The sequence below is a fragment of the Sulfitobacter brevis genome (genome assembly GCF_900112755.1).
In the GTDB taxonomy this organism is placed as follows: domain Bacteria; phylum Pseudomonadota; class Alphaproteobacteria; order Rhodobacterales; family Rhodobacteraceae; genus Sulfitobacter; species Sulfitobacter brevis.
Window position 1 is genome coordinate 73,580 of record NZ_FOMW01000014.1, and the last position, 11,799, is coordinate 85,378.

The 11,799-nt window shown below is 56.6% G+C and carries 10 protein-coding genes and 1 pseudogene; 10 read left to right on the forward strand and 1 reads right to left on the reverse strand.

Going from position 1 to position 11,799, the window contains the following annotated elements; genetic code table 11:
• Positions 1-28: 28 nt before the first annotated feature.
• The 8 genes from BM174_RS16875 (at position 29) to BM174_RS16910 (ending at position 10,026) form a co-directional block, all read left to right on the forward strand.
• Positions 29-1,390, forward strand: coding sequence for an FAD-dependent oxidoreductase (locus BM174_RS16875; RefSeq protein ID WP_093925032.1), 1,362 nt, complete (start codon positions 29-31; stop codon positions 1,388-1,390).
• Positions 1,387-2,694, forward strand: a complete 1,308-nt coding sequence (locus BM174_RS16880; protein WP_245766419.1) for an FAD-dependent oxidoreductase — start codon at positions 1,387-1,389, stop codon at positions 2,692-2,694. The genes BM174_RS16875 and BM174_RS16880 overlap by 4 nt, the downstream gene beginning before the upstream one ends.
• 263 nt (positions 2,695-2,957) lie before the next feature.
• Positions 2,958-4,115, forward strand: a complete 1,158-nt coding sequence (locus BM174_RS16885) for a mandelate racemase/muconate lactonizing enzyme family protein (RefSeq protein ID WP_093925033.1) — start codon at positions 2,958-2,960, stop codon at positions 4,113-4,115.
• Positions 4,116-4,213: 98 nt separating this feature from the next.
• On the forward strand, positions 4,214-5,674 hold the full coding sequence (locus tag BM174_RS16890) for an ABC transporter substrate-binding protein (RefSeq protein ID WP_245766420.1): 1,461 nt from the start codon (positions 4,214-4,216) through the stop codon (positions 5,672-5,674).
• 113 nt (positions 5,675-5,787) lie between these two features.
• On the forward strand, positions 5,788-6,741 hold the full coding sequence (locus BM174_RS16895) for an ABC transporter permease (protein WP_093925035.1): 954 nt from the start codon (positions 5,788-5,790) through the stop codon (positions 6,739-6,741).
• Positions 6,742-6,745: 4 nt separating this feature from the next.
• Positions 6,746-7,660 (forward strand): ABC transporter permease, encoded by a 915-nt coding sequence (locus BM174_RS16900; RefSeq protein ID WP_093925036.1) that lies wholly within the window; start codon positions 6,746-6,748, stop codon positions 7,658-7,660.
• A 1-nt stretch (position 7,661) separates the two neighbouring features.
• Positions 7,662-9,281: an ABC transporter ATP-binding protein gene (locus BM174_RS16905; protein WP_093925037.1), complete on the forward strand. Its 1,620-nt coding sequence runs from the start codon at positions 7,662-7,664 to the stop codon at positions 9,279-9,281.
• Positions 9,274-10,026 (forward strand): SDR family NAD(P)-dependent oxidoreductase, encoded by a 753-nt coding sequence (locus BM174_RS16910; RefSeq protein ID WP_093925038.1) that lies wholly within the window; start codon positions 9,274-9,276, stop codon positions 10,024-10,026. Before BM174_RS16905 ends, BM174_RS16910 begins: the two co-directional genes overlap by 8 nt.
• Here BM174_RS16910 and BM174_RS16915 read toward each other — a convergent pair whose 3' ends face one another.
• Entirely contained in the window at positions 10,027-10,917 is an 891-nt protein-coding gene (locus tag BM174_RS16915; protein WP_093925039.1) for a LysR substrate-binding domain-containing protein, read from the reverse strand.
• A 161-nt stretch (positions 10,918-11,078) separates the two neighbouring features.
• On the opposite strand from BM174_RS16915, the gene BM174_RS16920 reads away from it, so the two are divergent.
• Both BM174_RS16920 and BM174_RS21760 read left to right on the forward strand, forming a co-directional pair.
• Positions 11,079-11,495 (forward strand): AMP-binding protein, encoded by a 417-nt coding sequence (locus BM174_RS16920; protein ID WP_093925040.1) that lies wholly within the window; start codon positions 11,079-11,081, stop codon positions 11,493-11,495.
• A gap of 139 nt (positions 11,496-11,634) precedes the next feature.
• Positions 11,635-11,799 (forward strand): annotated as a pseudogene (locus BM174_RS21760) (IS21 family transposase); the annotation flags it as partial.

Sequence of the window (11,799 nt, forward strand, 5' to 3'; positions counted from 1 at the left end):
GGGCAAGGTATTTTTTCAGTGAGGAAGAATGGAAGCGATAACCGAAGCAGCACGGCAAACGACCGTCATTCATCGAACTGATGTTCTTGTTGTCGGCTCGGGTCCAGGCGGACTTTCCGCAGCACTAGCTGCCGCGCGGGCAGGAGTTGATGTGTGCCTTGTCGAAAGGTTCGGCTGCTTTGGCGGCAACATTACTGTGGTGGGTGTCGAGGGTTTCGCGTGGTATCGCCACGAAGCTACCGTCGAGGCCAACGGTATCGGGCGCGAGTTTGAAGAGCGCGCCAAAGCCATGGGTGCTGCAGTACCCGAGAGCCAGTCTCTCAGCTATGAGATCGACAGCGAAGGTTTCAAGCTCGTTGCAGACCGTCTTGTCGAAGAGGCCGGCATTCATGGCATGTTGCACCGGCAGTTTGTGGCCCCTGTGATGGATGGCGACCGCATTACCGGCATCATTGTTGAATCCAAAGCGGGCCGCGAAGCAATTTTGGCCAAAGTAGTCATAGACGCGACAGGTGACGCCGATGTTGCATATCGCGCGGGTGCGGCGACGCACATGACGTCGCCAGAGGACATGCAAGCGGCCAGTGTGATGTTCCATCTTGCGGGTGTGAACAAGTCCGCGTTCATGGCCGAGGTGCAGAGCGATCCGCAAACTTACAAAGATTGGTCCACTGGCGAATGGACGGTTGAGACAGACGGAAAAGAAGATGACATGTTCTCTCCCTTCCTGAAAAAGCCCTTTGCAAAAGCAATCGAGGACGGACTTATCCCCAAGCATCTGAACACTATCGCGGGGACTTGGGGTGCGATGCATGATACGGGCGAGCTGACCTATATGAACCTCGTGCATCTAGCAGGGGTTGACGGCACGGACCCCGACAGCATGACCAAAGGCGAGATCGAGGGTCGCAAGCAGGCTATGCTGGCGATTGAGGCACTGCGCCAATATATGCCCGGTTGCAGCGGCGTGCGGTTGCGGAATTTTGGTATGTCGATCGGTATCCGCGACACGCGCAAAATTGATGCGGTCTATAACATGACAGAAAACGATGTCCGCAATCAGGGCCGCTTTGACGACACCATCGGCATCTACCCTGAATTCATCGACGGTTACGGCATTCTGATTATCCCGACAACAGGTCGTTACATGCAGATCCCTTATCGCTCGATGCTTCCCAAAGGCGTTAAGGGGTTGCTGGTTGCAGGGCGGGCAATTGGCGGTGATCGCGTGGCTCATGCCGCAACGCGCAACATGGCGTGTTGTGCCGTGGCGGGGCAGGGCGCTGGCGTTGCAGCCGCCCTTGCTGTGCGCACGGGTTGTGACGTTAGCGAAGTAAATATGGCCGAAGTGCAGGCCGGGCTGGTGAGTCAGGGAGTTCGGATAAATTGACCAGTAGAATTATCAACGCCAATCAACGGCGGCTGGATTGCGACGTCGCAGTCATTGGTGGCGGAACCGCTGGGTTTGGGGCGGCAATTGCCGCCGCGCGCGCGGGTCTGTCTGTGCGCCTTGTTGAGGCTGGCCCCAAGGTCGGTGGCGTAATGGCGTTCTGTCCAGGGATGCCGTGGGGCGGGGGCTATCCTCAGGGTCGTACCATCGGTGGGATTTTTTCGGAACTGACCGACAGGCTTGCACAGATGACCCCGCCAGCGGCTGAGGTGCGTGCCTGCGCGCTGGAGAATTTCGGTCTAGAAGTGCTCTATGATCATGAGGCCGCTACCCTTGTGATGTTGGAGATGCTCTCGGAGGCGGGTGTCATTCTTCATCTGAACAGCTTTGCTTTGAACCCCAACATGCAGGGCGACTTGATTGCAAGCATCGACTGCGCGGATCGGCGCGGTACATTTACTTTGGTGCCAAAAATGGTGATCGATTGCTCAGGCGATGGCGATATTTCGGCCAAGTCTGGTGTGCCGTTCTCGCTAGGGGACGCGCAGGGCAACATGATGGCCGTAACCCTGTCCTTTCATATGATCGGCGCCGATTGTGAGAAGGTCTTTGCAGGTGCTGACCCTTATTTTCAGCAGCTGGCGGCGCAAGGGATCGCCGATGGCCTGCTTCACCCTGATTTGCATAAGCTTTATCTGATGCAGGGGTTTCAAGCGAACAGTGTGTTTTGCAACACTGTCACCATCAGAGGCGTTGACGGAACGGACTCGGATGCTGTGACACGCGCCACACAAGAGGGCCGCCGCAGGTGTCATCAGGTCGCGCGTTTTCTGGTCGATCGTGTGTCAGGTTTTGAAACGGCGCAAATGTGGGCGGTTGGTCCCACGGTTGGTGTGCGTGAAACCCGCAAGTTGGAAGCCGTCTACCGTATTACGGGCGAAGACATTGCCATTGGCACCAAGTTTGCGGATGGGATTGTGGCCTGTGACAACCCGATAGACGACGTGATGCGTGATACCGCTGAGATGACCCATGATGCAGCTGTGCAGCAGGGCGACTATTATACGATCCCCTTCAGGTCACTCATACCTCGCAAAATCGCAAACCTGTTGTTCGCAGGGCGGCTTATCTCGGCCGACCCTGTGGCCTTTGCCTCAGTAAGGGGGATGCCGCAATGTATTGCAATGGGGCAAGCCTGTGGTGTTGCGGTGTCTTTGGCGGTGGAGAAAGGTTGTAGCATGCAAATACTGGACACCACCGAGGTCACCGCCGTACTGGCTGAGCAGGGTGTTTGGGTAAAATGAGTGCGCTTTGCGGCGTCAAGAAAAACGAGAGACAATTATGGAGACGAATTTGTCAAAGCTTGAACTGCGTGGTGAGCGTGTTCAAGTTCCATCAGCGCAAGCTGATGTCCGCGACAGGGTTGAGACAGGAAAACACAAACACACCTCAAATGAAGAATAACTTCTGTTTGCCCTAAGGCTATCTTTTGGTTGTTTGTCCTGTTTCCACGACAGCGGGATGGTGTGGTTGCGGTCAAACAGGCCGTAAGCCGTTAAGAGGCCAAATGAACCGCATTGTCCGACTTGAGACGTTTCATAACGAATTTGTCTGCTTTGTACGTGTCACGGCAGAAGATGGCGTATTTGGTTGGGGCCAGACGTCGACCTATAATGCGGACATAACGGCGCAGGTCTTTCATCGACAGATCGTGCCTTGGGCGCTTGGTGCCGACAGCAGCAACATCGGCGCTTTGATCCATCTTATTGAACGGCGTGAACACAAATACCCTGGCAGCTATCGCGCACGCGCGCTTGCCGGCTTGGACACGGCATTGTGGGACATGGCTGGACGGCGCGTTGGCAAGCCGGTCGCCAGTCTGATCGGTGGCTCCCCCGGACCGGTTCGGGCATATGCAAGCTCGATGAAGCGCGATATTTCCCCGACGCATGAAGCTGAACGGCTGGTTCGGCTATGCGCCGAGCAGGGGTTCACGGCGGCAAAGTGGCGGATCGGTGCAGAATGCGGTGATGACGTCGATGAATGGCCCGGACGGACGGAAGAGATCATCCCGCTGCTGTCGCGCGCCCTGGGCGACGGCATCGAGAAGTTAGTGGATGCCAATTCAGGTTTTTCCGTGCCGCGCGCCATCGCCGTTGGGCGGGTGCTTGAAGAACATGGTATTAGCCATTTTGAAGAACCGGTTGCCTACTGGGATATTGAAGCTACCCGGGCGGTGACTGCGGCACTCGATATTGACGTGACGGGGGGAGAGCAGGACTGGGACATGGTGACATGGAAGCGCATTATCGACATGCGTGCGGTCGACATCGTTCAGCCTGACGTCATGTATATGGGCGGTTTGTCGCGCACCCTAGAGGTCGCCGGCCTTGCGGCTGCCGCAGGCGTGACCTGCACACCCCATGCCGCCAATCTTTCGTTGGTCACGATTTGCACCATGCACTTGATGGCTGCGATCCCAAACGCTGGCAAATACCTCGAACTGTCAATCGAGGGGGACGACTACTATCCGTGGCAGCGCGACTTGTTCCTCGGTCGCCCCTTTGAAGTCGTGGATGGCCACGTGACGGTCTCGGATGCACCCGGCTGGGGAGTGGAGATCAGCCCTAACTGGCTTGACCGGTCCATCTACACGGAGGCCGCACTCGAAACGTTTAAGCCTAGCGCCTACGGGGCGCTTTATCACAAAGGAGAAAAATTATGAATAGCCCCATGCTTCCGCGCGGAATGTCCCGACGCGGCCTACTAAAGAGCGGGATCGCGATGACGACGGCGAGCTTAATATTGCCAGCCGGTATGGCAATGGCCCAGTCGGAACCGAAGAAGGGCGGCGTGTTCCGCGTCGGGATTGGCCATGGGTCCTCGACAGACAGTTACGACCCCGGCCTTTGGGATAATCTTTACGCCCAGACCTATGCTGCGGCGCGTCACAACCAACTGATCGAGATTGGGGCCGATGGAAATTTGGCTCCGGAAATAGCGGAAAGCTGGACCTCTGCGGACGGGATGACTTGGGTTTTCAAGATCCGCGAAGGCGTGACCTTCCATTCCGGCAAGACGCTTACACCCGATGATGTTGTGGCCTCGCTGAACCACCATCGTGGCGATGCTTCGACCTCGGCGGCAAAGCCCTATTTTGATGCCGTGACTGATATCAAGGTTGATGGCCCTAACGTTGTTATTACGATCAATGCACCAAATGCCGACTTCCCCTATCTGATGTCAGACTATCACCTCGCAATTATGCCGGGGACCGATGGCAAAATCGACGTTACATCCGCTGACGGTTGCGGCGGTTACATGGTGGACAGCTATGAGGCTGGCATTCAGGCCACGCTGAACCGCAATCCGAACTACTGGAAGTCGGACCGCGCCCATTTCGACCAGATCGTGCTTTTGACGATCCTTGATCCGGCGGCGCGACTGAATGCGCTGATGACCGGCGAAGTGGATACGATCGATCAGGTCGATCCGGCCACGATCGGGCTTTTGGAAAGCCGGGGCGTTGCCAAGATCCTGTCGATATCAGGCAATGCGCATTACGTTTTCCCGATGGATAGCCGCGCGGCCCCATTCAATGATAACAACGTTCGTCTGGCACTGAAATACTCCTTTGATCGGCAGGAACTGGTGGACAAGATCCTCGCTGGCCACGGTTCGGTCTCAAATGACAACCCGATTGGCCCTGCCAGCCGCTATTACTACGCCGAGATGGAGGCCAAGACCTACGACCCCGACAAGGCCAAATTCCACCTCAAAGAAGCCGGAATGGACACGCTGGAGGTCACAATTTCGGCCGCCAATGCCGCCTTCTCGGGCGCAGTCGATGCAGCCGTCTTGATGAGCGAGAAAGCGGCTGCTGCGGGCATCAAAATCACCGTGGACCGGGAGCCAGACGATGGCTATTGGGACAACGTCTGGATGAAAAAGCCGTTCGTCGCCTCCTACTGGGGTGGTCGTCCGGTGGAGGATCAGATGTTCACGACGGCCTATCAGACGGGCGCATCCTGGAATGAAACCTTTTGGTCCAACGAAAAGTTCGACGGCTTGCTAGTCGCCGCACGGTCCGAGCTTGACGAAGCGAAGCGGCGCGAAATGTACCAGGAAATGCAGCGGATAGTGTCCTTCGAAGGCTCGACCATTATTCCAATGTACAATAACTACGTGATGGCGTTGTCGAACGCGATCGCGACACCTGAAAAGGTTTCAAATAACTGGAACCTCGACGGCTTCCGCTGCGTAGAGCGTTGGTGGTTCGCCTGATCGTTCTAACTTGAAAATCGGACTCTGCTTGGCAATGCCTGGCAGAGTCGTTCGAAAGCATAATCCAAGCCGGCGTAAAGGCCGCTGGGTGTGAACTGAAATCGGGGGGAAAGATGGCTGATATTTGGCGTATGATCGGGCGCAGGCTGCTTTTGGGCATACTAACTCTTTTCGTAATTTCATTGGTGATTTTTGGTGCGACAGAATTGTTGCCGGGCGATCTGGCGCGCGAGTTGTTGGGCCAGTCTGCAACCGAAGAAACACTGGCTGCATTACGCGAACAGCTTGGCCTCAATGATCCGGCACCGCTGCGCTACTTGAAGTGGTTGATGGGTGTCTTACAGGGCGACTTCGGCGTGTCGATGGCCACGCAAAAGCCGATTGCCGAACTGGTTGGTGCCCGGCTTGGTAATACCATGTTTCTCGCGCTATATGCCGCTGCCCTTGCGATTCCACTGTCGTTGGTTCTTGGCATCTTGGCGGCCCTATGGCGCAACTCGATCTTTGATCGTGCATCAAATGCTTTAGCGCTTACCTCGATTTCGTTCCCCGAGTTCTTTGTGGCCTACATTCTTGTCTTGTGGCTGGCACAAACCGGCATCTTCCCTTCGATGGTGCGGATTACCGGATCAACCACCTTTGGTGACCGGCTATACATGTCATTCCTGCCCGCGCTGACACTGACGCTTGTCGTCACTGCCCACATGATGCGGATGACGCGGGCGGCCATTATCAACCTGCTGGCCAGTCCATATATCGAGATGGCCCGACTGAAAGGAATGTCCCCCTTACGTGTTGTACTGCGCCATGCGGTGCCGAATGCGCTGGCCCCGATCATCAACGTCGTGGCACTGAACCTCGCCTATCTCATTACCGGGGTCGTCATCGTCGAGGTGGTCTTTGTCTATCCTGGGCTGGGTCAGCTGATGGTCGATGCCGTGACCAACCGAGACATCGCAGTGGTTCAGGCCATCGCCCTGATTTTTGCCACAGCTTACGTTCTCTTGAACCTGATCGCAGATGTGATGTCGACCATCACCAATCCGCGACTAATGCATCGGAGGTAGGGATATGACGATATTTCTTTCCTTGATCGTTGGCCTTGCCCTGTTCTTTGCAATTGGGATCAGCGCCCGGGCTGCATTTCGAACGCTTGCCCCCGATCATCAAAAACCAACATTCCGTGACATGCCGTTGACGGCATCATTTGGCATCGCGATCATCCTGGTTTACGTGCTGGTTTCTCTTCTGGGCCCTGTCATAGCTCCGTTTGGAGAGGGCGAGGTCGTAGGCGCGCAATATCTGCCTTGGGCCGCGCCGCACTATCTTGGCACAGACAAGCTCGGCCGTGACATGCTTACCCGCCTTGTTTACGGTGCCCGCAACACCGTGGGTATTGCTTTTGCTACCACGATTCTGGCTTTTGTCGTAGGGTCGGTTCTTGGCATCTGGGCGGCGCTCGTGGGTGGCTGGGTGGACAACTGGATGTCGCGCTTCGTTGATGCGCTGATGGCCATTCCGGCGCTGATTTTCTCGCTCCTTCTGCTCACCATCTTTGGTACTTCGGTGTTGACACTGATCCTTGTCATCGCCGCCGTCGATGCGACGCGGGTCTATAGGCTGGCGCGTTCAGTTGCCCAAGACATTGTGGTGATGGACTATATCGAGGCCGCCCGTCTGCGGGGCGAGAACAACTGGCGCCTTATCCGACGCGAGATTCTGCCCAATGCCATGGCGCCTCTGGTGGCTGAATTCGGGCTGCGTTTCTGCTTTGTATTTCTTGCCATTTCGGCGCTGTCTTTCCTTGGTCTGGGCATTAAGCCGCCCACGGCAGATTGGGGGAGCATGGTGCGCGAAAATGCGACATTGATCGCCTTTGGTGACGTTACCCCATTGCTTCCGGCGGGGGCTATTGCACTGCTAACAGTGGCAGTAAACTTCGTTGTGGACTGGCAACTGCACCGCGCAAGCGGCTTGAAGGAGTAGGATGATGGAAAAACAGGTGCTTCTCACCATCAAGGGTTTGCAGATTGAAGGCCGTTCGGGCGATGCTTGGCACCCGATTGTCAAAGGTGTGGATTTGACTCTCCACAAGGGCGAGGTACTGGGCTTGATCGGAGAATCCGGCGCCGGCAAGTCCACGCTCGGCCTTGCTGCAATGGGCTTTGCCCGTGACGGCTGTCGCATCTCTGGTGGGACAATTGACTTTGACGGCATCGACTTGCGCCAGGCACCCGAGGCGCAGCGGCGCGGCCTGCGTGGCAAGCGCATCGCTTATGTTGCCCAATCCGCTGCAGCCAGCTTCAACCCCTCGCACAAACTGATAGACCAGTATTGCGAAGGCCCTGTTGTTCATGGGGTCATGCCGCGCAAAAATGCAGAATCCGATGCGGTTGAACTTTACCGTCGCATGCGACTGCCCAATCCTGAAGATATCGGCTTTCGTTATCCGCATCAGGTATCGGGTGGGCAGTTGCAGCGGGCGATGACGGCCATGGCGATGGCGTGTCGCCCTGATCTCATCATTTTTGACGAGCCAACCACCGCGCTTGACGTGACCACCCAGATTGAGGTGCTGGCCGCGATCCGCGACATCGTCCGGCAGTTTGGGACGGCTGCGATCTACATCACTCATGATCTTGCAGTGGTGGCCCAGATGGCCGATCGCATCAAGGTTCTGCTGCGCGGCGATGAGGTGGAGGAGGCAGATACCCGTTCCATGCTGGCGGCGCCGAAGCAAGACTATACCAAAAGTCTCTGGGCGGTTCGCAGTTTTGCACGAGCGGCACAACCGCAGGCAACCGGTACGCCCGTCGTTTCGGTCCGCAACGTGACGGCGGGCTATGGTGCGGTCGATGTGCTGAAAGATATCAGCTTTGACATCCACGCGGGCCGCACAGTTGCCGTGGTGGGTGAAAGCGGATCGGGGAAATCCACGACAGCTCGGGTCATAACGGGCCTGTTGTCACCGCGTCAGGGCGAGGTCTTGATGGGTGGCAAGCCGCTGCCTTCTAGCTTCAAGGCTCGCTCACGTGACGAGTTGCGCCAATGTCAGATGATTTATCAGATGGCCGACACCGCGCTGAACCCAAAGCTACGTCTGCGCGAGCTGATTGGCCGTCCAGCCGAAATGTATCTGGGCCTAAAGGGAAAAGCACTGGAGGCCCGTATTCGTGATCTTCTGACGCTGATCGAACTGGAGCCTGATAAATATATTGATCGGTTCCCCGGTGAGCTTTCGGGCGGGCAGAAACAGCGCATCGGCATTGCTCGCGCTTTGGCTGCCGAACCGCAACTGATCATTTGTGACGAGGTTACCTCCGCTCTGGATCAGATCGTGCAAGAGGGCATTCTTAAACTGCTTGATCGGCTCCAAAGGGAATTGAACCTTGCCTTTATGTTCATCACCCATGATCTCGCCACGGTGAAATCCATCGCCGATGAAGTGGTGGTGATGCAGAATGGCGCCGTAGTCGAAAGGGGGCCGAAAGCCGCACTTTTTTCGGCTCCGCAAGAAGCCTATACAAACCTTCTTTTATCCTCGGTCCCCGAGATGGATCCAGACTGGCTGAACCGATTGCTGGCCGCACGGGGGGAACATGCGTGACTTCGCGGGCCACGCGGCCCTTGTGACAGGTGGGGCTTCAGGTCTTGGTCTTGCAACAGCGCAGGCCTTAGCTCAGGTTGGGGTTCGCGTAGCGGCTCTTGATCTGCAACCGGGTAGTCCCAGCCCCGGCATCCTGCCTGTAGCCTGCAATGTGGCGGATGAAGCATCAGTCATTGCGGCTTTGGATACGGCCGAAACGGCGCATGGCGTGGCCCGTATCGTGGTCAATTGCGCAGGCATCCCCGGGTCGATGAGGCTGGTCGGTCGCGACGGACCTGTTGACATGACGCGCTTTGCCCAAGTGATCGACGTCAACCTTCTCGGCACGGTCAGTGTGATGAGCAAGGCTGCAGCCCGGATGATGGCGCTGGCGCCACTTGACCCGGACGAAGCGCGTGGTGTTATCGTCAACACCGCCTCGATCACCGCTTATGAGGGGCAGATCGGCCAAGGGGCCTATGTAGCTGCAAAAGGGGCGATTGCGGCGATGACAATTCAAGCCGCACGTGAATTTGCAGCCAAGGGCGTGCGGGTTCTGGCGATTGCGCCGGGCTTGTTTCACACGCCGATGGCTGCAGACGTACCGCCAGAAATGGTCGAAGCTATCACTAACGATGCCATCTTTCCCCGCCGTTTTGGCGCGCCAGAGGATTTCGCCGATCTTTGTCTGTCGATGATCCGGAATCCAATGTTGAACGGCGAAGTTATCCGGCTGGATGCAGGGGTCCGTCTGCGGGCGCGGTAATCAAAGGATTTCCGATATCTTGGCTTCGGCCCGTAGCCAGTCCCGAAAGATGGCCGCATCAGGGTGACGTGCGCCTTTTTCAGGTGCAACCAAGAAGAACCCTTCTTCGATCGCTAAGGCCAGATCAAATGCTGGCACTAAACGCCCTGAGGTAATCTCGCGTTCCAACATGGAGGATCGGCCGAGCGCCACGCCACCACCTTGGGCCGCAACTTCCAGCACCATCGGAGTTGTATCAAACCATAGCCCGGATCCAGCATCAACATGCGCGGTCCCCGCAGCGGTCAGCCAGGCCGCCCATCCTTCCTGATAACCTAGAACGTGCAGAAGCCGCTCTTTTGCAAGATCGTCGGGTGATGACATGCCCGCCGCGACTTCGGGCAAACACATCGGAATCAATTTTTCCAAGGTCAGCCGGTCTGCATCGAAACCGGTCCATTTACCAAAGCCATATCGGATATCCAAATCAAACGTTTCGCTGTCATAGTCTTCTGCCCATACGGATGAGACGATGCGGACCTGAATCTTAGGATGGGCGGCCAGAAAGCGAACCAAACGTGCGGCAAGCCAGGTGGTGGCAAATCCGACTGGTGCGCGGACCGACAGAATTCCCATGCGACGCCCTCCGAACACTTCCAAAGTGCCGGCGGCAAGCCGCTCGAAAACATCATTCGCCTTGGGCTGATAGGCCGCCCCGGCTTTGGTAAGTATCAAACTACGCGGCAGGCGTTCGAAAAGCGGCTCACCGAAGTAGTGCTCTAGCAGCTTTACCTGCTTGGAAATTGCTGCCTGTGTCAAGTTCAGTTCGCTTGCGGCATTCGTGAAGCTTAGGTGCCGCGCCGAAGCTTCGAACGCACGCAGCCACGGAAGTGGCGGAATTTGATGTCCCATAGGTTGCTACCCCTTGTTCAAGTTTAAAATTGCACATTTTCTCATAAGCTTCGTTCAGCCAGCGACGAAAGGATAGCAGAAAACGAAGCTGAGACCCTTTTTTTGTTATGTGTAAGTTGGCCTTTTCGCCACTATTGTGGTGAAGATAAAAGGAGAGACCTATGCATCCGCACTTTTCCCTGAACATCCGGCAAATCCTTCAGGCGCCGGCCGGGCGCAACCCGGATCAAATCATCCTTGATGGGCTGGGCCAAGCGCGGACATATCGGCAATTCCACGAACGGATTTCCCGTCTTGCAAGCGTTCTTACCTCGTATGGGCTTTGTGCTGGCAGCACTGTCGCGGTGATGGATTGGGATACTCCCCGATATCTTGAGTGTTTCTTTGCCATTCCGATGATTGGTGCAACGCTGCACACGGTGAACATCCGGCTCTCACCAGAGCAGATCCTCTACACGATCAACCATGCAGAAGACGACGCAATCCTGTGCCACGAGGAATTCCTAACTATTCTCTTGCCGCTCTTGCCTCGGGTGCAGCGCGACAAACTGGATGAGACTCAGCGTCAATCAGGATGAGACGTCGCGGCGGGTGTGTGCTGAAGGGAGGGCGTAGCCCGACCGGAGGCACACACCCGCCGCTGCGCCCCGATTTTGGGGTTTGTGATCGAGGTCGGCCCGCTACGCTGGTGGTTTTCAACACTGGAGAACCACTTTTGTGCCGGGGCGCCATGTAACCGATCATCAGACGAGATTTCTCATGAAGCTAAGACAAGATCACCCTATCGAGACCGCCGCCGCGAAGGCGGGGATGAGCCGGGCAACCGCCTATCGAATTGCCCAGGATCCCCGTCTCCCATCCCAGAAGACTCCATCGAGAGGG

Bases quoted from the DNA above. Each gene is read 5' to 3' on its own strand.
- BM174_RS16875 (WP_093925032.1), top strand. From the start codon at position 29: ATGGAAGCGATAACCGAAGCAGCACGGCAAACGACCGTCATTCATCGA.
- BM174_RS16885 (WP_093925033.1), top strand. From the start codon at position 2,958: ATGAACCGCATTGTCCGACTTGAGACGTTTCATAACGAATTTGTCTGC.
- BM174_RS16890 (WP_245766420.1), top strand. From the start codon at position 4,214: ATGGCCCAGTCGGAACCGAAGAAGGGCGGCGTGTTCCGCGTCGGGATT.
- BM174_RS16895 (WP_093925035.1), top strand. From the start codon at position 5,788: ATGGCTGATATTTGGCGTATGATCGGGCGCAGGCTGCTTTTGGGCATA.
- BM174_RS16900 (WP_093925036.1), top strand. From the start codon at position 6,746: ATGACGATATTTCTTTCCTTGATCGTTGGCCTTGCCCTGTTCTTTGCA.
- BM174_RS16905 (WP_093925037.1), top strand. From the start codon at position 7,662: ATGATGGAAAAACAGGTGCTTCTCACCATCAAGGGTTTGCAGATTGAA.
- BM174_RS16910 (WP_093925038.1), top strand. From the start codon at position 9,274: ATGCGTGACTTCGCGGGCCACGCGGCCCTTGTGACAGGTGGGGCTTCA.
- BM174_RS16915 (WP_093925039.1), bottom strand. From the start codon at position 10,917: ATGGGACATCAAATTCCGCCACTTCCGTGGCTGCGTGCGTTCGAAGCT.
- BM174_RS16920 (WP_093925040.1), top strand. From the start codon at position 11,079: ATGCATCCGCACTTTTCCCTGAACATCCGGCAAATCCTTCAGGCGCCG.